The sequence below is a fragment of the Nocardioides ultimimeridianus genome, from assembly GCF_054777895.1.
On record NZ_BAAHAB010000007.1, the window covers coordinates 80,679 to 101,520 of the forward strand.

22 protein-coding genes and 1 pseudogene are annotated in these 20,842 nt (G+C 72.2%); 20 read left to right on the forward strand and 3 right to left on the reverse strand.

Going from position 1 to position 20,842, the window contains the following annotated elements; translation table 11 throughout:
* Positions 1 to 132: 132 nt before the first annotated feature.
* The gene (locus tag ACYU8V_RS07210; RefSeq protein ID WP_460846255.1) at positions 133 to 1,254 is read right to left on the reverse strand and encodes an FUSC family protein; all 1,122 of its coding nucleotides are present in this window, start codon (positions 1,252 to 1,254) and stop codon (positions 133 to 135) included.
* A gap of 188 nt (positions 1,255 to 1,442) precedes the next feature.
* Between ACYU8V_RS07210 and rpsP the strand changes: the two genes are divergently transcribed.
* Positions 1,443 to 1,886: a 30S ribosomal protein S16 gene (rpsP, locus tag ACYU8V_RS07215; RefSeq protein WP_460846257.1), complete on the forward strand. Its 444-nt coding sequence runs from the start codon at positions 1,443 to 1,445 to the stop codon at positions 1,884 to 1,886.
* A gap of 4 nt (positions 1,887 to 1,890) precedes the next feature.
* On the forward strand, positions 1,891 to 2,130 hold the full coding sequence (locus ACYU8V_RS07220; RefSeq protein ID WP_460846259.1) for an RNA-binding protein: 240 nt from the start codon (positions 1,891 to 1,893) through the stop codon (positions 2,128 to 2,130).
* A 51-nt stretch (positions 2,131 to 2,181) separates the two neighbouring features.
* On the opposite strand, the gene ACYU8V_RS07225 is transcribed toward ACYU8V_RS07220, so the two are convergent.
* A complete protein-coding gene (locus ACYU8V_RS07225; protein WP_460846260.1) occupies positions 2,182 to 3,408 on the reverse strand; it encodes a CoA transferase in 1,227 nt (408 codons plus the stop codon).
* 37 nt (positions 3,409 to 3,445) lie between these two features.
* Between ACYU8V_RS07225 and rimM the strand changes: the two genes are divergently transcribed.
* The 16 genes and pseudogenes from rimM to ACYU8V_RS07305 all read left to right on the forward strand — a co-directional run bounded on the left by rimM (position 3,446) and on the right by ACYU8V_RS07305 (position 18,034).
* Positions 3,446 to 4,000, forward strand: a complete 555-nt coding sequence (gene rimM / locus ACYU8V_RS07230) for a ribosome maturation factor RimM (protein WP_460846262.1) — start codon at positions 3,446 to 3,448, stop codon at positions 3,998 to 4,000.
* A pseudogene (gene trmD / locus ACYU8V_RS07235) lies at positions 3,997 to 4,707 on the forward strand (tRNA (guanosine(37)-N1)-methyltransferase TrmD); the annotation flags it as partial. The gene rimM and the pseudogene trmD, both read left to right, overlap by 4 nt.
* Positions 4,708 to 5,151, forward strand: coding sequence for a GNAT family N-acetyltransferase (locus ACYU8V_RS07240; RefSeq protein WP_460846611.1), 444 nt, complete (start codon positions 4,708 to 4,710; stop codon positions 5,149 to 5,151). It abuts the pseudogene before it with no gap.
* A gap of 38 nt (positions 5,152 to 5,189) precedes the next feature.
* The gene (locus ACYU8V_RS07245; protein ID WP_460846264.1) at positions 5,190 to 6,206 is read left to right on the forward strand and encodes a hypothetical protein; all 1,017 of its coding nucleotides are present in this window, start codon (positions 5,190 to 5,192) and stop codon (positions 6,204 to 6,206) included.
* Positions 6,207 to 6,367: 161 nt separating this feature from the next.
* Entirely contained in the window at positions 6,368 to 6,730 is a 363-nt protein-coding gene (gene rplS, locus ACYU8V_RS07250; RefSeq protein ID WP_460846265.1) for a 50S ribosomal protein L19, read from the forward strand.
* A 72-nt stretch (positions 6,731 to 6,802) separates the two neighbouring features.
* Entirely contained in the window at positions 6,803 to 7,621 is an 819-nt protein-coding gene (gene lepB / locus ACYU8V_RS07255; RefSeq protein ID WP_460846267.1) for a signal peptidase I, read from the forward strand.
* A gap of 47 nt (positions 7,622 to 7,668) precedes the next feature.
* Complete coding sequence (gene lepB, locus ACYU8V_RS07260) at positions 7,669 to 8,499, forward strand: signal peptidase I (protein WP_460846270.1); 831 nt, start codon at positions 7,669 to 7,671, stop codon at positions 8,497 to 8,499.
* 7 nt (positions 8,500 to 8,506) lie between these two features.
* A complete protein-coding gene (locus ACYU8V_RS07265) occupies positions 8,507 to 9,196 on the forward strand; it encodes a ribonuclease HII (protein WP_460846272.1) in 690 nt (229 codons plus the stop codon).
* Entirely contained in the window at positions 9,193 to 9,501 is a 309-nt protein-coding gene (locus tag ACYU8V_RS07270) for a DUF2469 domain-containing protein (protein WP_460791541.1), read from the forward strand. The genes ACYU8V_RS07265 and ACYU8V_RS07270 overlap by 4 nt, the downstream gene beginning before the upstream one ends.
* A gap of 140 nt (positions 9,502 to 9,641) precedes the next feature.
* Entirely contained in the window at positions 9,642 to 11,393 is a 1,752-nt protein-coding gene (locus ACYU8V_RS07275; RefSeq protein ID WP_460846273.1) for a pilus assembly protein TadG-related protein, read from the forward strand.
* Between the two features lie 152 nt (positions 11,394 to 11,545).
* Positions 11,546 to 12,016, forward strand: a complete 471-nt coding sequence (locus ACYU8V_RS07280) for a TadE family protein (protein ID WP_460846275.1) — start codon at positions 11,546 to 11,548, stop codon at positions 12,014 to 12,016.
* 1 nt (position 12,017) lies between these two features.
* Positions 12,018 to 13,748 carry a hypothetical protein gene (locus ACYU8V_RS07285; protein ID WP_460846276.1) on the forward strand — a complete coding sequence of 577 codons (1,731 nt, stop codon included), beginning with the start codon at positions 12,018 to 12,020 and terminating at the stop codon, positions 13,746 to 13,748.
* Positions 13,749 to 13,888: 140 nt separating this feature from the next.
* Complete coding sequence (locus ACYU8V_RS07290) at positions 13,889 to 14,284, forward strand: YraN family protein (protein WP_460846277.1); 396 nt, start codon at positions 13,889 to 13,891, stop codon at positions 14,282 to 14,284.
* Complete coding sequence (locus ACYU8V_RS07295; protein WP_460846278.1) at positions 14,284 to 15,906, forward strand: YifB family Mg chelatase-like AAA ATPase; 1,623 nt, start codon at positions 14,284 to 14,286, stop codon at positions 15,904 to 15,906. Before ACYU8V_RS07290 ends, ACYU8V_RS07295 begins: the two co-directional genes overlap by 1 nt.
* Positions 15,903 to 17,036 carry a DNA-processing protein DprA gene (dprA, locus tag ACYU8V_RS07300; RefSeq protein ID WP_460846279.1) on the forward strand — a complete coding sequence of 378 codons (1,134 nt, stop codon included), beginning with the start codon at positions 15,903 to 15,905 and terminating at the stop codon, positions 17,034 to 17,036. Before ACYU8V_RS07295 ends, dprA begins: the two co-directional genes overlap by 4 nt.
* Positions 17,037 to 17,071: 35 nt before the next feature.
* Positions 17,072 to 18,034, forward strand: a complete 963-nt coding sequence (locus ACYU8V_RS07305) for a tyrosine recombinase XerC (protein ID WP_460846282.1) — start codon at positions 17,072 to 17,074, stop codon at positions 18,032 to 18,034.
* Here ACYU8V_RS07305 and ACYU8V_RS07310 read toward each other — a convergent pair whose 3' ends face one another.
* Positions 18,035 to 18,562 (reverse strand): murein hydrolase activator EnvC family protein, encoded by a 528-nt coding sequence (locus tag ACYU8V_RS07310; RefSeq protein WP_460846283.1) that lies wholly within the window; start codon positions 18,560 to 18,562, stop codon positions 18,035 to 18,037.
* 304 nt (positions 18,563 to 18,866) lie between these two features.
* Here ACYU8V_RS07310 and rpsB point away from each other — a divergent pair, with 304 nt between their 5' ends.
* Both rpsB and tsf read left to right on the forward strand, forming a co-directional pair.
* Complete coding sequence (gene rpsB / locus ACYU8V_RS07315; RefSeq protein ID WP_460846285.1) at positions 18,867 to 19,799, forward strand: 30S ribosomal protein S2; 933 nt, start codon at positions 18,867 to 18,869, stop codon at positions 19,797 to 19,799.
* Positions 19,800 to 19,836: 37 nt separating this feature from the next.
* Positions 19,837 to 20,646: a translation elongation factor Ts gene (tsf, locus tag ACYU8V_RS07320; RefSeq protein ID WP_460846286.1), complete on the forward strand. Its 810-nt coding sequence runs from the start codon at positions 19,837 to 19,839 to the stop codon at positions 20,644 to 20,646.
* Positions 20,647 to 20,842: the final 196 nt, after the last annotated feature.

Genomic DNA, 20,842 nt, shown 5'->3' on the forward strand with positions numbered 1-20,842 from the left:
GCGGGACTCCCTCGGTGGATCGGCCTCGTGCCGCCCCGATCCTCGCCCGCGCCGCCCGGCGCCCACCACGGGCGGCAGGACGCGGCCGACCCACCCGAACGGGCCAGGGGGTCCCGGGTCGGGTCCCACGCATCAGCCCCCGAGCGGCGGGATCGCCTCGGTGGCCTCGACCGGATCCAGACCGGCACACGCCAGCAGGTCGGCGGTGATGGAGCGCAGCTGGGCGAGCACGACCTCGCCGGAGAGCTCGACGGTGCGGGGGAGCAGCGAGGTCGACTCCCCGAAGCGGAGGAGCCCGTCCCGCGCGCCCTCGACGGTGTGGCCGGCGGCCAGCTCGGAGGCGACGACGTCGACCTGGTCGGCGAGGGCCCGGGCTGCCACGGCGTACTCCTCCGGCAACGGCTCGGAGCGGTACGTCGCCACGGCGACCCGGCGCAGGAGGACCCGGGTGTTGCGCAGCGCGAAGTCGAGCGGGTCGACGATCTCGGCGAGCTTGCGGACGGTGGGACCGTGCCGTCGCCGGCGGAACGGGGACGACGCGACCAGGGAGAGCCCCTCGCCGGCGGCGACCTTCAGCTGCGCGACGAGCCGGTCGGAGCTGCGGGCCTCGGAGAGCGCCGAGAGCGCGTGGTCGAGGTCGGCGTCGGTCATGCAGTCCGCGGCGGCCCGCAGCAGCGAGGCGATCGCGCCCGCGACCCGCGCCGCCTGCTGGTGCGGCCGGCGCAGCGCGGTGGCGGGGACGACGCTGGCGGCCACCAGCGCCACGGCGCCGCCGATGAGCGCGTCGGTCCATCGCGTGAACGCCCCACCGCCGTTGTTGGGCAGGGCGACGGCGACCACGATCGACTGCACGGCCGCCTGGTTCACGAACAGCACCCCCGCGTCGAGCAGCAGCGCGGTCGACATGGCGCCGGCGACGAGCAGCGCGAGCTGCCACGGCCCGCTGCCGAGGACGTGGGTGAACACGTCGCCGAGGAAGACGCCGACGGCCACCCCGACGGTGATCTCGCCGACCCGCCGCAGCCGTTGCCCGTACGACGTACCGAGCCCGACCACCGCTGCCACCGGGGCGAAGAACGGCCGGCTGTGATCGAGCACGTCGTGCGCGAGCCACCACGCGATCCCCGCGGCGAGGGCGCACTGCCCGACCTGCCAGGAGGCCGAGCGCAGCCGCGCCACACGGGCCCCGAACGACGTGCGCCCTCGGGCCATCCACCGGTCGAAGAACACGGTGGCGGACAGCGGCGGGCTCACGCAGCAAAACTAGTGGCTCGCGATTTCGACCGCCGCGGGGCGTCTGGCAGAATCGGCCGCTGAGTTCTGTGTCGTCCGGAACCCTCTCAACCGGGCGTCCCAGCACCATGGATCCGCGAAGCCGGTGTTCCCCACCTGGACCGAGCAGATCACCCACACACAAGTTCTGAAAGCGAGACACCACGACCGTGGCCGTCAAGATTCGTCTCAAGCGCCTGGGCAAGGTCCGGGTGCCGCAGTACCGCATCGTCGTCGTCGACTCGCGCAAGAAGCGCGACGGCGCCGTGATCGAGGAGATCGGCAAGTACCACCCCAAGGAGGAGCCGTCGCTGATCGACGTCGTCTCCGACCGGGCGCAGCACTGGCTGTCCGTCGGCGCCCAGCCGACCGAGGCCGTCGAGGCCATCCTCAAGGTCACCGGCGACTGGCAGAAGTTCAAGGGCCTCGACGGTGCCGAGGGCACCCTCCGGGTCAAGGAGCCGAAGCGCGACAAGCTCGAGATCTTCAACGAGGCCCTCAAGGCCGGCGATGGTGACGCCCCCAAGGCCGCCACCACCGTGAAGAAGGAAGAGCCCGCAGCCGCGGCTGCCGCCGAGGAGACCCCGGCTGCTGCCGAGAACACCGAGGCCTGAGCCGATGCTGGCTGACGCGCTGGAGCACCTCGTCCGCGGAGTGGTCGACCACCCCGACGACGTCGTGGTCCGCGACAAGCAGCTGCGCCGCGGCTCGGTGCTCGAGGTCCGGGTGCACCCCGACGACCTCGGCAAGGTGATCGGGCGCAGCGGTCGCACCGCGACCGCGTTCCGGACCGTCATCTCGGCCCTCGCGGGCAAGGACGGCGCCCGGGTCGACTTCGTCGACACCGATCGTCGCTGACGCGAAGCACCTCCAGCAGCCCCGCACCCCGGTGCGGGGCTGCTGCGTTTTTCACACCCAGGAGGCGTGGTCCTCGCCCCAGGGCCGGGCCGGCCACGGGTAGTCGTCGTACCCCGGGAGCGCAGGGGCGGCGGTGACGCGCGAGCCGTGCCGCACCACCGTGGTCGGTACGCCGGCGGGCGGGTGGTCCGGCGTACGACCCGGTGCGTCGAGCAGCCACCGGGCGGTCCGGGCCAGCGCGACGGCGACGTCCCGGCCGGCCCCGTCGCCCGCGCGGTCGACCAGCGCGTCGATGATCCCGGCCGCCAGCAGGTAGCCCGACGCGTGGTCCAGCGCCTGCGCCGGCAGCGCCCCGGGGGCGCCGTCGCCCTCGATCAGCGCGATGCCGCTGGCCGCCTGGACGATCGAGTCGAAGCCGCGGCGGCCCGCCCACGGGCCCTCGTCGCCCCAGGCGTTGATCCGGCCGTGCACGGCGCCCGCGGGCAGGCGCAGCCCGAACGCCTCGATCGCGCCCGGCCGGTAGCCGGTGACCAGGACGTCGGCCCCGTCGAGGAGGGCCTGCGCCGTCGCGAGGCGGGTCCGCAGGTCGAGGATCGTCGAGCGCTTCCCGTGTCCGGTGTCGAGGTGCTGCCAGACGATCTCGGCGGGCTCGGGCGGATCGACGCGCAGCACCTCGGCGCCCAGCAGCGCCAGGGTGCGGGTGCATACCGGGCCGGCCAGCACCCGGGTCAGGTCGAGCACCCGGACTCCGGCCAGTGGGCGCTCGCCGCCGGTGAGCCGGGGCGTGCGCGCGGCGCGGTCGGCGCGGACGACCGAGCGCAACGGCTCGCCCGTCGCCGCGCTGCCCATCGCGCTGGCGCGCCACTCGGCCTCGTCGCGGACCCGGACCAGGATCGCCCCCGCCCCGGCGGCGGCGTCCTCGAGCTCCGCAGCCCGACGCTCGGCGATGGCCGCCGCGACGGCGTCCCGGTCCGGCGACGCCAGGCCGAGCATGCCGGCCAGCCGTGACGCGTGGTGCGGGTAGTTGCCGTGGGTGCGCACCCAGCCGTCCGACGTCGCGAAGAAGCCGGAGAGCGGCGCGAAGGCGTCCATCGCCCGGCCGTCCTCGCGGAACAGGCGCTCGCTCCCGAACGCCGCCGCCAACCGCTCCGGATCGGGTGCGGCCGCGACCAGCGGACCGGTCGCCCCGGCGCGCCCCGCGGCCCGGCCCACGGCCCGCACGGACATCGCGGCGAGATCGAGGACCGGGAGGGTCGCTGCCAGCCATGCCGACGTCATTCCGCGAGTCTCGCAGGCGTCGGGAAGAATGCCCGCCATGAGCACCCTGGAGGTCGTCGTCGGACGGATCGGCAAGCCGCACGGCATCAAGGGAGAGGTGACGGTCGACGTCCGCTCCGACGAGCCCCAGCGGAGGTACGCCGACGGCGCGGTCCTGCTCGCGCAGGCGCCCCGCGGCTCCGCGTTCGCGCACACCACGCTCACCGTCGCGCGCACCCGCTGGCACCAGGGCGTCCTGCTCGCCACCTTCGCCGAGCTGGCCGACCGCAACGCGGCCGAGGAGGCCCGCGGCGTGGTCCTCCGGGCCCGCGTGGACGAGGCCGAGCGACCCGAGGACCCCGAGGAGTTCTACGACCACCAGCTGATCGGGCTGGCGGCGTACGACGCCGAGGGGACGCACCTCGGCGAGGTCACCGGCCTGGCCCACGGCGCCCAGGACCTGCTCCAGATCCGGGCGCTCGACGGCCGCGACACGCTCGTCCCCTTCGTCGCTGCCCTGGTCCCCGACGTCGACGTCGACGGGGGCCGGGTCACGATCGCGGATCGCCCCGGCCTGGTCGCGCCGTTCCCCGAGGAGGAGGTCGAGGAGTGAGGCTCGACTACCTCACGATCTTCCCCGACTACCTCGCCCCGCTGCAGCTGTCGCTGCCCGGCAAGGCCGTCGAGTCCGGCCTGCTCGACATCCACGTCCACGACCTGCGCGGGTGGGCCCGCGACAAGCACCACAAGACCGACGACACGCCGTACGGCGGCGGGGCCGGCATGGTGATGAAGCCGGAGCCGTTCGGGGAGGCCTTCGCCGAGCTCGCGGTCGACAAGCGGACCACCGTGATCTTCACGACCCCGTCGGGCGAGCCGATGACCCAGCGCCTCGCCGAGGAGCTGACCACCCGCGAGCGCCTGGTCTTCGCGTGCGGCCGCTACGAGGGCATCGACCAGCGCGTGATCGACCACGCCCGCGACCTTGCCGAGGTCCGCGAGATCAGCCTCGGCGACTACGTCCTCAACGGCGGCGAGGTGGCCGCGCTCGCGATCACCGAGGCCGTGGTGCGGCTGCTCCCCGGGTTCATGGGCAACGCCGCGTCGCTGGTCGAGGAGTCGCACTCGGAGTCCGGTCTGCTGGAGTACCCCGTCTACACCAAGCCCCGCGAGTGGCAGGGCCGCGCGATCCCGGAGGTACTGCTGTCCGGCGACCACGCCCGCATCGAGCAGTGGCGCCACGAGCAGTCGGTACGCCGTACCGCCGAGCGCCGCCCCGACCTGCTGGCCGCCTCCGTGCTCGACGACGGCACCCCGATCGTGCGCGCCACGCCGGCCGACGCCGCCGAGATCCTCACCCTGCAGCGGGCCTGCTGGGTCCAGGAGGCGCTGGCCAACGACCGGCTCGACATCCCTGCCCTGCACGAGTCGTACGACGACGTCCGGGCCTGGCTGGGGGAGTGGGACACCTACGTGGTGCGTCGCGCGGGCCGGCTGGTCGCCGCCGCCCGGGGCCGGCTCGAGGGCGCCACCTGGGACATCGGCCGGATCATGGTCGCCCCGGACCTGCAGGGCGCCGGCCTGGGTCGCGCGCTGCTGGAGCACATCCAGCAGGTCGCGCCGGCCGCGGCGACGTCGTACCAGCTGTTCACGGGCGCGCTCAGCGAGCGCAACCAGCGGCTCTACCGCAAGGCCGGGTTCCGGCTCCGGCGCGACGTCGCGGCACCGGACGGAGCGGTGGTCCTGACCAAACGGCGAGGCTGAGCAACCCGACGGCCCCGATCGGCGCTATGTTTCGCTTCGTGTCCGCTGGTGGGGCGAAGCTGCAGCCGATCGCAGCTCTGGGTGCGGTTCTGCTCATGATCTGGGGCGCGTTCGCGGTCGCCGCGGTCGTGGCGCAGATCCAGGTCAACGACCGCTTCGACCTGTGGCCGCACGGCCTGGACTCGTGGCGCAACTGGTTCACGATCCTGACCTTCGCGGGGGCCGCGCTGGGGGTGCCGGCCCTCGTGCTGGGCGCGCTCGGCCTCCGCAGCCGGCTGGCGCTGCACCTGGCCGCCCTCCTCGCGCTCGCCTCGACCGTGGTCACCCTGGTGTGGATGACGATCGACGTCACCAAGTTCGACCTGACCTGGAGCCAGATCGCCAGCCGCTACCGGCGCAACATCCTGTGGCAGGGGACGCCGCCGCCCGGCTTCGCGCGCTGGTGGTTCCTCGTGAACGACGTGATGCTCCCGCTCGGCGTCCTGGCGCTGCTGGTCTGGCTCGTCGTACTGGCCACCGGCGCGGGGCGCCGCGCGCCGGGCAGCGGCCTCGGCTACGCCTACGTCGCCGCCCCGCAGGCCGACTACCGCTACGTGGTGGCGCCGGACGCCCCGGCCACGCCCGCCGAGCACGGGAGCACCCCCGAGCGCGAGGTCCCGCCGGTCACCGAGCCGCGCGACGTCCCCGCGCCGCGCGGCTCGACGGCGGAGTTCGCGCCGGCCGAGGTGGCGCCGGTCGAGCACGCGCCGGTCGAGCACGCGTCCGAGGACGAGCCGTCGGACCAGGCCGCGGAGGCCGAGCCGCAGGAGACCGCCCCGGAGCCGGCTGCCGACGACGCCACCGACATCCCCGACGTGGCGACCGTCCGCGCCGCGGCCGACACCCGCCCCGCCGACGACGAGCGGGTCTGGTTCGTGACCGTCCAGGGCACCGACCACGGCCCCTACAGCCGCACCCAGCTGCAGGGGTACGCCGACGAGGGCCGCCTGCACGCCGGCACCGTCACCCACCTGGCCGGTGGCGAGGACCAGGCGCTCGCCGACGTCCTGGCCTGAACGGCCCGCCCGCTCGGATTTCCGCTCGGCGGCCGGGCTGTGGGAGGATCGCCTGTCGGCGTACGGACGCTTCTGCCACAGGGGAAATGCCGTTCGACGCCACCGCAATCGTTGAACACCGACAATCCGCGGCTGACCTGTGGCATCTGCGAGGAGACACCATGAGCATCCCGACCCCCTCGGCAGTGACCGAGCTCGGCAACGCCGCGAAGCGCACCGACATCCCGGCCTTCCGCGCCGGCGACACGGTGAAGGTCCACGTCAAGGTCATCGAGGGCAGCCGCTCGCGCGTCCAGATCTTCCAGGGCATCGTGATCCGCATCCACGGCAGCGGCATCGGCCGGACCTTCACGGTCCGCAAGGTCTCCTTCGGTGTGGGTGTCGAGCGGACCTTCCCGCTCCACTCGCCGATCTTCGAGCAGATCGAGATCGTCACCCGCGGTGACGTGCGCCGGGCGAAGCTGTACTACCTGCGCAACCTCACCGGCAAGAAGGCCAAGATCAAGGAGCGCCGCGAGGTCTGATCCTCCGCGTTCGTACGACGCCCCGGCCCGGTGGGTCGGGGCGTCGTGCTGTCTCCACCTAGACTCGCCGGCATGGGAGTGGAGACCGGGGAACCGGCGGTGCGGCGCGCGCGATGGACAGGGCGTGTACGCCGCCGGCAGCTCACGGTCTGGCAGGAGACGGCCCTGCTGCTGGTCCTCGCGCTCGGCCTCGCGATCGTGATCAAGGCGTTCTTCCTGCAGGCCTTCTACATCCCCTCGGCCTCGATGGTGCCCGGGCTGCAGGGCGGTCCCGGCTACCCGGTGAACGACCGGGTGCTGGTCGAGAAGCCGTCGTACTGGTTCGGCGGGAGTCCCCAGCGCGGCGACGTGATCGTGTTCTCCGACCCCGGCGGCTGGCTGCCGCCCGGTGAGGACGCCAACCCGACCGGCGTACAGAGCCTGCTGTCGAAGGTGGGCCTGTACCCCAGCGGCGGGCACCTGGTGAAGCGCGTGATCGGGCTGCCGGGCGACACGGTGCACTGCTGCAACGCCCAGGGCGAGCTGGAGGTCAACGGCACCGCCGTCGACGAGAGCGGCTTCCTCAACCAGAACCCCGGGCCGGGGGAGTGCGACGCGCCGCTCAGCACCGCCCTGACCGCCCGCGGCACCCCGTTCGCGGCTCCCTGTGACTGGACGGTCGGGCCGATCCCGTCCGGTCAGCTGTTCGTGCTCGGCGACAACCGCTCCAACAGCGAGGACGGTCGCGCCCACCTGTGCAAGCCGGGGGACGCCTCCTGCACCAAGGTCCAGTTCGTCCCCGAGGGCGACGTCGTGGGCAAGGTCTTCGCGCTGGTCTGGCCGAGGTCGCGGTGGACCTGGGTGGGCCGCGCTGAGGCCTTCGCCGGGGTGCCGGACCCCGCCACCCGGTAGGTGCCCGGGCGGCGGGCGGCTCCCGGCCTACTCCTAGACTTCGGGGCGTGACGACCGATGACGCGCTGGACCCCGACGACGAGGCCCAGGGCGATCCGGTCGAGACCGTTGCGCCGCGGCCGCCCCGGCGTGCGCGCCACACGCACAAGAAGCACCTGCCGGTCTGGCAGGAGAGCATCCTGCTGCTGGTGATCGCGCTGGGCCTGGCGATCGTGATCAAGGCCTTCTTCGTGCAGGCCTTCTACATCCCCTCCGCGTCGATGCACCCGGGACTGGTGGAGAACGACCGGATCCTGGTCGAGAAGCCGTCGTACTGGTTCGGCGGGAGCCCGCAGCGCGGCGACGTGATCGTGTTCTCCGACCCGGGCGGCTGGCTCTCCGAGGAGGAGGACGCCGGGCCGACCGGGTTCGCGAGCGTGCTGGCCAAGATCGGCCTCTACCCGACCGGCGGGCACCTGGTGAAGCGGGTCATCGGCGTCCCGGGCGACACCATCCACTGCTGCAGCGCCCAGGGACAGCTGGAGATCAACGGTCACGCCATCGACGAGGACGGGTTCCTCAGCGCCGACGCGAAGAACGCCGCCTGCGACGCGAAGCTGCTGGTCGCGCCCCGGCGCGGCACCGACCTGGCGGGCGAGTGCAACTGGACCATCGGGCCGGTCCCGGCCGGCAAGCTGTTCGTCATGGGCGACAACCGGACGAACTCCGCCGACTCGCGCCAGCACATGTGCAGCCCGAGCGACGAGGCGTGCACCAGCTCGCCGTGGGTGCCCGAGTCGACGGTCGTCGGCAAGGTGTTCGCGGTGGTCTGGCCGAAGTCGCGGTGGACCTGGGTGAGCCGCCCCGACGTGTTCAAGGACGTCCCGGATCCGTCATGATCGCGGTATGAGCACGGCACCGACGCTGCGGGTCGAGCGGCAGCTGCTGCGCGACGGCCACACGCTGGTCGCCGGGGTCGACGAGGTCGGCCGTGGCGCGCTGTGTGGTCCGGTGACGGTCGCCGTGGTGGCCGTCGACCTGGCCACCCGCACGGCGCCCCAGGGGGTGCGCGACAGCAAGCTGCTCAGCGCCGAGGTACGCCGGCGGCTGGCCCCGCGCATCCGGCGGTGGGCGTCGTCGTACGGCGTCGGGCACGCCAGCTCGCTGGAGATCGACCAGTTCGGGATCATGACCGCGATGCGGATGGCCGGCCACCGCGCCCTGGCCCAGCTGACGTCGCGGCCGGACCTGGTCCTGCTCGACGGCAACCACGACTACCTCTCGCCGCCCGAGCAGGACACCCTGCTGCCGCCGCCCGACCTCCTCGCCGACTTCCCGCCGGTGCGCACGCTGATCAAGGCCGACCTGCGGTGTGCCGCCGTGGCGGCGGCGAGCATCCTGGCCAAGACCGCCCGCGACGAGATCATGGTCGGCCTCGCGGCCGACCACCCGGCGTACGGCTGGGCGGAGAACAAGGGCTACTCCGCCCCCGAGCACATCGCGGCCCTCGCCGAGCGCGGCCCGACGACGCACCATCGCACGTCGTGGTCGCTTCCTGGGGTGCGGCCGGTCGAGCCACTAGGCTCGCCCGCATGAGTGCCGAGGACCTCGAGAAGTACGAGACCGAGCAGGAGCTCAACCTCTACCGCGAGTACCGCGACGTCATCGGCATCTTCAAGTACGTCGTCGAGACCGACCGCCGCTTCTACCTGTGCAACTCCGTCGACGTGAAGGCGCGCTCGGAGAACGGCGACGTCTTCTTCGAGGTGACGATCAACGACGCCTGGGTCTGGGACATCTACCGGCCGGCCCGCTTCGCCAAGAACGTCAAGGTGCTCACCTTCAAGGACGTCAACGTCGAGGAGCTGGCCAACTCCGACTTCGAGCCCCCGAAGGCCTGACCTCCTCCGTTCGTCGTACCGCGACGGGACGTGGGTCCTGAATCCACGGGACGCCCGGTCCCGACTTCCCTGGCAACGCTGTCCCGAACCCTGGGGACCCACCTACCGTCATGGGCGGGGGAGGTACAGGGAGGTCTGCCGTGCTCAGGGAGGAGCGAGGCGCCGTCGCGGTTCTCACCGCGTTCACGCTGGTGATCATCATGTCCGTGGCGGCGATCGTCATGGACATCGGGACGCTGCGCGTCGCTCGCACGGACATGCAGAGCCTGGCCGACGTCGTCGCGCTCGACCTGGTGCGCGACCTCGACGGCCGGACCGTCGCACAGCTGCAGCCGGTGATGGTGACCGACGCCGCCGCCTCCATCGCGCGCAACACCTCGACCGTGGGGACCCGGCCGACCGCGACCGTCGAGCTCGGCACGACCTCCTCGGCCGGGGCCTTCGTCGTGATGGGCAGCGGCTCGCCGACCGCGGTGCGCGTCCACGTGGGGACCAACATCTCCTTCGCCTTCGCCCGCATCATCGGGCAGAGCCGCGGCTCGACGAACCGCACCGCCATCGCGAACACCTCCTCGAACGCCTGCTTCCGGCTCGGCTCGTTCGCGGCCTCGCTCCGGTCGGGGGACAGCAGCATCGTGGGCGTCTTCGAGAGCATGCTCGGCAGTAGCAGTGCGCTCGGCATCTCGATGACCTCGGTGGGGTACATGGGCCTGATCAACTCCAGCATCAGCCTGGGCGCGCTCGCCACGCAGCTCGGACTCGGCAGCCCCTCGGCGCTCGTCCAGCAGAGCTCCATCTCGGTGAAGGGGCTGCTCGCGGCCAGCGCCCAGGTGCTGACCTCCAGCGGCGACACCAGCGGCGGTGCGGTGATGGGACAGATCGCGGCGAAGGTCTCGTCCACGGTCGTCGCGAACATGGGCCAGATCCTGAGCGTCGGTGGAGGCCAGGCGGTCGGCTCCTCGATCAATGCGATCGACCTGCTCGGGGGGACGGCCCTCGGTGCGGCGTACCTCGCCAACGTGGCCGACCACAACAACCTGCTGCACACCGGCGTGGTCTGGAGCGCCCCGCACGCCTCGAACGGCGACATCGCGCTCACCGTCATCGAGCCGCCGAAGCAGGGCTGCGGCATGCCCGGCACGGCGAGCGCCTCCACCGGCCAGGTCCAGCTGGTCACCTCGATCGGGTTCAACCTCCCGAACTCCGTCGCCGGCCTGTCCAGCGGCAATATCAACGACGTCACCACCAAGCAGGCGTCCCTCGACGTGGACGCCGAGCTCGGGGGAGCCAGCGGCACTCTGACCGGGATGACCTGCACCTCCACACTCACCGAGACCAGGGTGGCCGTCTCCTCCCGGCTGACCAAGCTCTCGGTCCAGCTGCCGTTCCAGCTCAACGGCACGATCGCCACCACCGGGATCGTTCCTACCTCGCTGATCCCCGGCAACCTGATCGGTGCCCAGGTCCAGCTGCACCTCGCGATGACGTCGTCGTCGGTCGTGCAGACGGCGGCCCAGGGCGGTGCCGACACCGCGTACGACGTGCCGCCGCACAACTACACCGACCCCCAGCCCAGCCCCGGGTCGTCGTCGTCGTACATCGGGCTCGTCACGCCGACCGTGTCGGTCGATCTCTCGAAGAGCTCCGCGTCGCTGGTGGGGAAGGTGCTGGGGCTGCCGGTGACCATCGCGCTCGACGTCTCGAAGCTCGACCTGAGCTCGATCATCTCGGCGGCCGGCGCGAGCGTGATCGGCACCTCGGTGAGCGAGCTGGTGGCGAACCTGAACGCCGCGCTCACCCCGGTGGCCAAGCTGCTCGGCATCCGGTTCGCGGGCGCAGACCTGTTCGGCGTACCGACCCCGACCTGCAGCAGGCCGCGGCTCATCGGGTGACCGGCCGGACCGTAGTCCGTTGGGACTAGGACCTTGGGCCCGACCGTCTGAAATGTGCCGGAGACCGTTACCCGCGGCCTGTCGGCGGATCTACGATCCCCCCAATGCCTGCTGGTTTGGGGGGCGCGGGGAGCGGAAGGAACGGGATGGCCATGGCGCGATCGGAGTGTGCGTCGGCACGTCGCCGCAGGGGTGGGGATCGCGGAGCGTCGGCGGTCGAGTTCGCGCTCGTCGTACCGTTCCTGCTGCTCATCATCTTCGGCATCATCGCCTTCGGGATGATGCTCTCGTTCCGCCAGACGCTGAGCCAGGCCGCCACCGAGGGCGCTCGCGCCGGCGCCCTCTCGTCGGGGAGCTCGGCCGCCGCCCGCGGCGTCGACGGCAAGTCGGCCGCCAGCGACGCCCTCGGATCGCTCAAGGTCGGCGGCACGACCCTGTCGTGCACCGCGGCGAACGTCACCTGCACCTACACCGAGGCGGCCTGCACCAACGACGCCACCCACACCTGCGCCACGTTGACGGTGAGCTACCCCTACCGCGCGCACCCGATGCTGTCGCTGCCGTTCGTCAACATGGCCATGCCGACCACGCTGAGCTACTCCGCGACGGCGCGGGAGAACTGAGGTGCGCTGGATCGGCGCACGGCTGCGCCGGTCGCGCCGGCGCGACGAGCGCGGAGCGGTCGCCGTCCTGGTCGGCCTGATGATGGTCGTCGTCCTCGGCGCGGCGGCCTTCACCATCGACCTGGGCCAGCAGCGGGTGGGCCGGGCGGACATGCAGTCCCTGGCCGACGTGGTGGCCATGGACCTCGCGCGCGAGCTCAACGGGCGCAGCTACGCCACCCTCAACCCGCTGATGCCCGGCCTGGCCGCGAAGAGCGAGGCCCGCAACCAGAGCGTGATCGGCTACGCCAACCATCTGCCGGTCCTCACCGTCACCCTGGGCACCTGGAACTCCGCCGCCACCCCGCACTTCACCGCCGTCACCTCCGGGACCCCCACGGCCGTCAGGGTCGACGCCCAGACCACGGTGGGCTTCGCGTTCGGCGGCATCACGGGCAGCCACTCCGGCAACGCCAACCGCACGGCGTACGGCACGGCCGCCAACGATGCCTGCTTCTCGCTCGGCTCGTACGCCGCCCGCATCAACAGCGCCAACTCGGTGCTGCTCAACGCGGTGCTGAACAAGGCACTCGGCGGCTCGCTCAACCTCAGCGCCGTCAGCTATCAGGGCCTGGCCAGCGCGAACGTGACGCTGCAGCAGCTCGCCGTCCAGCTGGGCGTCGGGACCGTCGACCAGCTGCTGACCACCAGCGTCAGCCTGAGCCAGCTCTACCTCGCGACCGCCCAGGTGCTGCAGCAGAACGGCGACACCGCGGACGCCACGATCCTCAACACCATCGCGGCCAGCACGTCGATCGCCCACAACATCACCTTGGGCAGCCTGGTCAGCGCCGCTTCGGGCTCGGGCGCCGCGGAGACCGCGTCGGTCAACGTGCTCAACCTGCTGCAGGGCACGGCGCAGATCGCGAACGGCGCGAGCGCCATCGCCATCACCGGCCTGGCCGCCAACCTCGGGCTCGCCAGCGCGACCACGTCGCTGAACCTGATCAGCCCGCCCACGCCGTACGTCTGCGACGTGGCGAACGGCGGTCGCACGGCGTCCACCGCGCAGGTGGGCCTCGCGGTGACCGGCACGCTCACGCCTCCGTCCCTGCTGGGGCTGACGGTGTCCAACGCGACCACCAACGTCACAGTCAGCGCGGCGAGCGCGACCGGCAACCTGACCGGGATCACGTGCGGCGCGCTCACCACGGCCAGCCCGAGCGGCGAGGACGTGACCGTGAAGAGCGCACTGGTCGGAGCAGGCATCAGCCAGACCCTGACGATCAGCGGCAACACCGCCAACAGCGGCCTGCTCGGGCTGCTGAGCAACATCGTGAGCGTGCAGGTGACCGGCTCGCTGACCATCTCGGTGGGCACGAGCGACCCGGCGACCGGGAAGATCGCGCAGATCCGGGTGCCCAACTCGCCGACCAGCTTCGCGCTGCCGATCGACACCGGCTCCGGCTCGCTGGGGCTGACCAACAACTCGATCACGGTGGACTCCAGCAACCTGCACATCAAGGTCAAGGCGCTGCTCGGCCTCGTCTACGTGGACGCCAACGCCAGCGACTTCGCCGCCATCCTGAACAGCCTGGTGTCGAGCCTGACCAGCAGCGTCCTCAACCCGGTCATCTCCGGGGTCAACTCCACGCTGCTGCAGCCGCTCGAGGGGATGCTCGGGCTCAGCGTGGGCGGCGTGGACGTGTTCGGGTCCAATCCGTCGTGCGGGAAGCCCAAGCTCGTCGGCTGACCACACCGGTCACATCCGTCCCACCGCGTGCCGGTTGAGGGCGGTGACGGCTGTGGATGACGTGCCGTCTCCACAGCCCGCCGCCCGCCCACCCGCCGCTGTCGGCACCCCTGGCGAAGGTGGTCGGCAGGAGGTGGGTCATGACGGACATGGCAGTGACACAGCCACGAGGCGCCACGGCGGCGTCCCGCAAGGCGCTGGGGGAGTACGGCGAGGAGGTGGCCGCGCGCTACCTGCACGGGCTCGGCTATGCGGTGCTGGAGCGCAACTGGCGCTGCGAGATCGGCGAGGTGGACCTGGTCTGCCGCGAGGGCAGCACGCTGGTGATCTGCGAGGTCAAGACGCGCACCAGCACGGTCGCGGGGACGCCCCACGAGGCGGTCACCGACGCCAAGCTGGCACGGCTCAAGCGCCTGGGCGAGCGCTGGGCGCGTGACCGTGGGATCCGGCCCGACGGCATCCGCATCGACCTGGTCGCCGTGCTGCGCCCGCGCCGCGGCCCGGCCCAGGTCGACCACGTCCGCGGGCTGCTCTGATGTCGACCGCCACGGCCCACACCGTGACGCTGAGCGGCGCGCTGGGCCACCTGATCGACGTCGAGGTCGACGTCTCGTCGGGCCAGGCGGGGATCACCCTGGTGGGCCGGGCCGAGGCCTCGCTGCGCGAGGGCCCCGAGCGGGCCCGGATGGCCATCCTCAACTCCGGGCTGGACTGGCCGAGCAGCTATCGCACCACGATCCTGCTCTCGCCCGCGGACCTGCCCAAGTCCGGCACCCACGTCGACCTCGCCATCGCCGTCGCGGTGCTGGCAGCATCGGACCAGCTGCAGCTGGTCGACCTGATCGGCGTGGCCTTCGTCGGCGAGCTGACGCTGTCCGGGGGTCTCCGGCCGGCGTCGGGGGTGCTGCCGATGGTGATGGCGGCCGCCGAGCGCGGCATCCGCCGCGTGATCGTGCCGGAGCCCCAGGCGCGCGAGGCGGAGATGGTGCCGGGCGTGGAGGTGGTGGGGGTGCGGTCGCTGGCCCAGGTCGTCGCGGTGCTCGGCGGCCTGCCGGTCCCGATCGCTCCGCCGGTGGCCGGGGCCTCCGGCGCGCACCTGCTCTCCTGGCGCGGTGACACCCGGCTCGAGGAGCTCGACCTGGCGGATCTGTCCGGGATGGACGAGGAGAAGTACGCGCTCGAGGTGGCGGCCGCCGGTGCGCATCCGCTGATGCTGGACGGTCCGAAGGGGGTCGGCAAGACCAGCCTGGTCGAGCGGCTGCCCACGATCCTCCCTGACCTGCTTCCCGAGGAGTCGCTGGAGCTCACCGCGCTGCACTCGCTGGCCGGGACCCTCGACCCGGCGAACGGGCTGATCACCCGCCCGCCGTACTCCGCGCCGCACCACGACGCCAGCAAGGCCAGCCTGATCGGCGGTGGCAGCGGCAGCGTGCAGCCCGGAGAGCTCTCGAAGTGCCACGGAGGCGTGATCTTCCTCGATGAGTTCCCACTGTTCCGCGCCGACGTGATCGACGCGCTGCGCCAGCCGCTGGAGACCGGCGAGATCACGGTGGCGCGTCGTGAGGAGTCGGTCACCCTGCCCGCGCGCTGCCTGCTGGTCATCGCCGCCAACCCGTGTCCCTGTGGCGACTACTCCAGCACGAAGGAGCACAACAAGTGCACCTGCGAGGTCACGCTGCGGCGCACCTACCGGCGCAAGTTCTCAGGCCCGATCGTGGACCGCTTCGACATCGTGCGCCATGTGCGGCCGCAGACCCGGATGCCCGAGGACCCGTTCCGGGCGGCGGAGTCCTCGGCCGAGGTCGCGGCTCGCGTCGCGCTCGCCCGGCAGCGGCAGACCGATCGCTTCGCGCGGGCCGACTGGCGGCTGAACAGCCAGATCCCGGGGCCTCGGCTCAAGGACGACTGGGCCGTGACCCCGGCCGCGCAGAAGCTGGTCGACACGGCGACGTACGGCGGAAGGCTGAGTGCCCGGGGAGGCGTCCGGGTGCTCCGGCTGGCGTGGACCGTCGCCGACCTGACCTCGGTGCGCCTGGGGCGCGACATCCGGCCCGGCGTCGCCGAGGTCGACGTCGCGATGCGGCTGCGGGAGGGCAAGCCGTTGCCCTCCCGGGTCCTGCACCGGGTCACCGCCGAGGAGATGGAGGGCGTGGGATGACCGCCGCCGATGCGGAGAGGGTTGCCCGCGCGACCCTGAGCCTGATCCTCGAGCCGGGCGACTCGCGCTCGCTGCGGCTGGTCGCCGATGCCGGAGCCCAGCTGCTGCTCGACGGCATCGCCGACGCGGAGCGCTATCCACAGTTCGAGGCCGCCCGCGCTCGCCTCGCCGTGGCGGACGGGGCGGCCGAGCTCGAGCGGGCCGAGGCTCGGGGGTTCCGCTTCGTCATCCCGGGTGACGACGAGTGGCCGACCCAGCTGGAGGACCTCGCCGACGCCGAGCCTGTGCAGCTGCGCGGCGGCGTCCCGATCGGGCTGTGGGTGGCCGGTCCACTGTCGCTCGATGAGCTGACGGCGTCGGTCGCCGTGGTGGGCTCGCGCGACTCGACGTCGTACGGGGAGCAGATCGCCGTCGAGATCACGTCCGGGATCGGCCGCGCCGGGGTGACCACGATCTCCGGCGCCGCCATCGGCATCGACTACGCCGCACACCGTGGCGCGGTGTCGGTCGGAGCCCGGACCGTGGCCGTGCTGGCGTGCGGCGTCGACAGGGACTACCCCGTCCGCCACGCCGAGATGCTGAGCCGGCTGCGTGCCGAGCACGCGGTGGTGTCCGAGGTGCCGATGGGCGGTGCGCCGCAGCGGATCCGGTTCCTCGCGCGCAACCGGCTGATCGCGGCGCTCGCGCGCGGCACGGTGGTGGTCGAGGCAGCAGCCCGCAGCGGCGCCCTGAACACCATGAACTGGGCACAGCGGCTGCAGCGGCTCACCATGGGCGTCCCGGGCCCGGTCACCAGCGTCGCCTCGCTGGGCGTGCACCACCAGCTGCGGTCGGGCGGCGCAGCGTTGGTCACCTCTGCGGCCGACGTCCTCGAGCTGGTGGGGGAGATGGGTGCCCACCTCAGCGAGTTCCCGCGCGGCCAGGACCGGGCGCGAGATCTCCTCGAGCTGCGCGACCGGCAGATCTTGGACGCGGTCCCCGTCTACCGGGCGGTGGCCGCCGAGTCGATCGCGAGGTTGGCGTGCGTGGGCTTGGCCGACGTGCTGGCCGCGCTGCCGACCCTGGAGGAGGCCGGGCACGTCGAGCGTGACGCGGGAGGTTGGAGACTCGCCGAGTCGGCACGCAGCTGAGCCGTGCCGCCGGGGCCACGGCCTACGATGCTGATGTGACTGCTGTGGTGGGTGAGGCGGAGCCGGGGCTTCCCGAGCCGAGCGGTCTGCCCGAGGCACTCGCGCGCACCGTGGGCGACTACGAGCAGCACCTGGTCACCGAGCGGGACCTGGCCAAGAAGACCGTCCTCGCCTACACCGCCGACATCGCGTCGCTGCTGGAGCACGCCCATCGCGCGAGCATCGAGGACGTCGCTGACCTGGACCTCCGGACGCTGCGCAGCTGGCTGGCCAAGCAGCAGTCGATGGGCCTGGCCCGGACCACCATCGCGCGGCGCGCCACGGCGGCACGTGTCTTCACGGCCTGGCTCGCTCGCAGCGGAAGGACGGCGAACGACGTCGGCTCCTCCCTCGGGTCGCCGAGGGCCCTGCGCACCCTGCCCAACGTGCTGCGCGCCGACGAGGCAGCCGACCTGATCGCCGCGGCGGCCGAACGGGCCGACGACGGCAGCCCCACCGGGCTGCGCGACGTCGCCATGCTCGAGCTGCTCTACGCCACCGGCGTCCGGGTCGGAGAGCTGGTCGGCCTCGACATCGACGACGTCGACCGCGATCGCAACCTCATCCGGGTCCTCGGCAAGGGTGGCAAGGAGCGCAGCGCGCCGTTCGGCACGCCTGCGGTCGCCGCGTTGGAGGCCTGGCTCGCCCGGGGGCGCCCGCTCCTGGTCCGCCCGGAGACGGACGCCGCGCTCTTCCTCGGCAGCCGCGGCCGGCGCATCGACCAGCGGGCCGTGCGCACGATGGTGCACCGCCGGATCGCCGAGGTCCCGGGCGCACCCGACATCGGCCCGCACGGGCTGCGCCACACCGCGGCGACCCACCTGCTCGAAGGTGGGGCCGACCTCCGCTCGGTCCAGGAGTTGCTCGGCCACTCCTCGCTGGCCACCACCCAGCGCTACACCCACGTCACGACCGACCGGCTCCGCCGCGCCTACCAGCAGGCGCACCCACGCGCCTGATCACGGCTGCGCCTGAGGCGCCGCGATCGGGAGCGCCCACGGCAGCTCGCGCCACAGGGGGAGCAGGCGGATCGGCGCGGCCCCGACCAGGGTGAGCGGGTCGAGGTAGGCGTCGTCGCTGTTGCGGATCAGACCCCAGTGCAGGCAGGCGGCGGGGAAGCAGTGGGACTGGGCGAGCGTCAGCCGGCCGATCTGCCCGCCCGCCGCCACCGGATCGCCGACGTGGACGGTCGCGGCCACCGGCTCGTACGTCGTCCGGGTCGCTCCGTGGTCGACCACGACCACCCCGCGGCCCGCCAGCAGCCCGGCGAAGACGACCCTGCCTGCGAGCGCAGCGCGCACGACCTCTCCGGGGTGTCCGGCGAGGTCGACGCCCCGGTGGCCCGCGCCGTACGTCGAGTCGGGCGGGTCGAACGCGTGCACGACCCGGTGCGGCGGCGGGAGCGGCCAGACGCCCTGGGCGGTGGAGGCCGACGGAGCCAGCAGAAGGGGCAGGGCGACGAGGAGCAGCAGCGCGCGGTGGACCATGTCTTCACGGTCGGGCACAGCGGCGACATCGGGCTCCGTCGCGCTCGGGCGCTGTGGAGGACGTCGGTCATCCCCAGGCCCGGCGGCCGCAGGCGGTCCGGATTGGTGCGCCTGGGACTGTGGCGACTAGGCTGGCCGTAACCGACCCGTCTGGGTAGGAATTCGCACGTCCGCAGACCACGACGGCGCTCCCTCCGAGTGCCGGCCGCCCGTGGGCGACGGCCGTCAGTCCCTGAGCGATCAGGGTCCGGCCGCGCGCAGGCGTCAGGCAACAACTGACAAACGAAAACTGGAGAGAACCATCATGGCAGTCGTGACCATGCGCCAGCTCCTCGAGAGCGGCGTCCACTTCGGACACCAGACCCGTCGCTGGAACCCGAAGATGAAGCGCTTCATCATGACCGAGCGCAACGGCATCTACATCATCGACCTGCAGCAGTCGCTGGCCTACATCGACCGCAGCTACGCCTTCGTCAAGGAGACCGTGGCCAAGGGCGGCACGATCATGTTCATCGGCACCAAGAAGCAGGCGCAGGAGTCGATCGCCGAGCAGGCGACCCGCGTCGGCATGCCCTATGTCAACCAGCGTTGGCTCGGCGGCATGCTCACCAACTTCTCGACCATGAGCCAGCGGATCAACCGCCTCAAGGAGCTCGACGACGTCGACTTCGACACCGTCGCCGGCTCGGGTCGCACCAAGAAGGAGCTCCTGCAGATGCGCCGCGAGCACATCAAGCTGGAGAAGACCCTCGGTGGAATCCGCGAGATGGGCCGCGTCCCGTCCGCCGTGTGGATCGTCGACACCAACAAGGAGCACCTCGCCGTCGAGGAGGCGCGCAAGCTCCGCATCCCGATCATCGCGATCCTGGACTCCAACTGCGACCCGGACGACGTCGACTTCCCGATCCCGGGCAACGACGACGCGATCCGCGCCGTGGGCCTGCTGACCCGCGTCGTGGCCGACGCCGTGGCCGAGGGCCTGATGGCCCGCTCGGGTGTCAAGACCGACGGTGCCGAGAACGGCGCCGAGGAGCCGCTGGCCGAGTGGGAGCGCGAGCTGCTCGAGCAGCCCGCCGACGCCGCGACCGCTGAGGAGGCCGCTCCGGCCGCCGACGCCGCCGCGCCGGTCGAGGCTGCTGAGGAGGCCGCCCCGGCCGCCGACGCGCCCGCCGAGGAGGCCGCTCCGGCCGCCGAGGCGCCGGTCGAGGCCGAGGCCGCTCCGGCGACCGACGCCTGATCCGCACCCACCGCACACAGACCACGAAGGAAGAGACATGGCTTTCACCGCTGCCGACGTCAAGAAGCTCCGCGAGCTGACGCAGGCCGGAATGATGGAGTGCAAGAAGGCGCTGGACGAGACCGACGGTGACTTCGACAAGGCCGTCGAGCTGCTCCGCGTCAAGGGTGCGGCCAAGGCTGCCGCCCGCGCCGCCGAGCGCGAGGCGTCGGCCGGTCTGGTCGCCGCCTCCGGCAACGCCCTGATCAGCCTCCGGGCCGAGACCGACTTCGTCGCCAAGAACCAGGCGTTCATGGACGCGGCCCAGGCCATCGCCGACGCCGCCAACGCGAACAAGGTCGGCGACGCCGAGGCGCTCAAGGCCGTCTCGCTCGGTGACAAGACCGTCGGCGAGACCGTCGAGGAGCTCGCGCGCACCATCGGCGAGAAGATCGAGCTCGGCGAGGTCGCGTACTTCGAGGGCCCGACCACGGTCTACCTGCACAAGAAGGCCTCCGACCTGCCCCCGAGCCTCGGCGTCCTCGTCGAGTTCGACGGCGACGAGGCTGCGGCCAAGCAGGCCGCGCAGCAGGCTGCCGCGCTCAAGGCGCAGTACCTCACCGCCGACGAGGTCCCCGCGGACATCGTCGCGAAGGAGAAGGACGTCCTGACCAAGAAGACGCTCGAGGAGGGCAAGCCCGAGGCTGCCGTCGCGAAGATCGTCGAGGGTCGGATCGGCGCCTTCTTCAAGGAGGTCGTGCTGCTCGACCAGGAGTCGGTCTTCGAGTCCAAGAAGTCGGTCAAGCAGGTGCTCGACGCCGCCAACACCACCGTGAAGCGGTTCGCCCGCTTCGAGGTCGGCGCCTGATCTCCTGATCGCTCCCCGACGGCCGGGAGCCACGGAAACTCTTCGTGGCTCCCGGCCGTTCGGCTATTTGGCGATCCCGTGGTTCGACGTCGCAGGACGAGGGTAGGTTCGGCTCGCCACCCCGAGCGAAAGGCATCCCCATGGGTCTCATGGACAAGGTCAAGGGCCAGTTCATCGACATCATCGAGTTCCTCGA

Coding starts and splice junctions, on each gene's coding strand:
- ACYU8V_RS07220 (WP_460846259.1), top strand. CDS start 1,891: ATGCTGGCTGACGCGCTGGAGCACCTCGTCCGCGGAGTGGTCGACCAC.
- ACYU8V_RS07225 (WP_460846260.1), bottom strand. CDS start 3,408: ATGACGTCGGCATGGCTGGCAGCGACCCTCCCGGTCCTCGATCTCGCC.
- rimM (WP_460846262.1), top strand. CDS start 3,446: ATGAGCACCCTGGAGGTCGTCGTCGGACGGATCGGCAAGCCGCACGGC.
- rplS (WP_460846265.1), top strand. CDS start 6,368: ATGAGCATCCCGACCCCCTCGGCAGTGACCGAGCTCGGCAACGCCGCG.
- lepB (WP_460846267.1), top strand. CDS start 6,803: ATGGGAGTGGAGACCGGGGAACCGGCGGTGCGGCGCGCGCGATGGACA.
- ACYU8V_RS07265 (WP_460846272.1), top strand. CDS start 8,507: ATGAGCACGGCACCGACGCTGCGGGTCGAGCGGCAGCTGCTGCGCGAC.
- ACYU8V_RS07270 (WP_460791541.1), top strand. CDS start 9,193: ATGAGTGCCGAGGACCTCGAGAAGTACGAGACCGAGCAGGAGCTCAAC.
- ACYU8V_RS07280 (WP_460846275.1), top strand. CDS start 11,546: ATGGCGCGATCGGAGTGTGCGTCGGCACGTCGCCGCAGGGGTGGGGAT.
- ACYU8V_RS07290 (WP_460846277.1), top strand. CDS start 13,889: ATGACGGACATGGCAGTGACACAGCCACGAGGCGCCACGGCGGCGTCC.
- ACYU8V_RS07295 (WP_460846278.1), top strand. CDS start 14,284: ATGTCGACCGCCACGGCCCACACCGTGACGCTGAGCGGCGCGCTGGGC.
- dprA (WP_460846279.1), top strand. CDS start 15,903: ATGACCGCCGCCGATGCGGAGAGGGTTGCCCGCGCGACCCTGAGCCTG.
- ACYU8V_RS07310 (WP_460846283.1), bottom strand. CDS start 18,562: ATGGTCCACCGCGCGCTGCTGCTCCTCGTCGCCCTGCCCCTTCTGCTG.
- rpsB (WP_460846285.1), top strand. CDS start 18,867: ATGGCAGTCGTGACCATGCGCCAGCTCCTCGAGAGCGGCGTCCACTTC.
- tsf (WP_460846286.1), top strand. CDS start 19,837: ATGGCTTTCACCGCTGCCGACGTCAAGAAGCTCCGCGAGCTGACGCAG.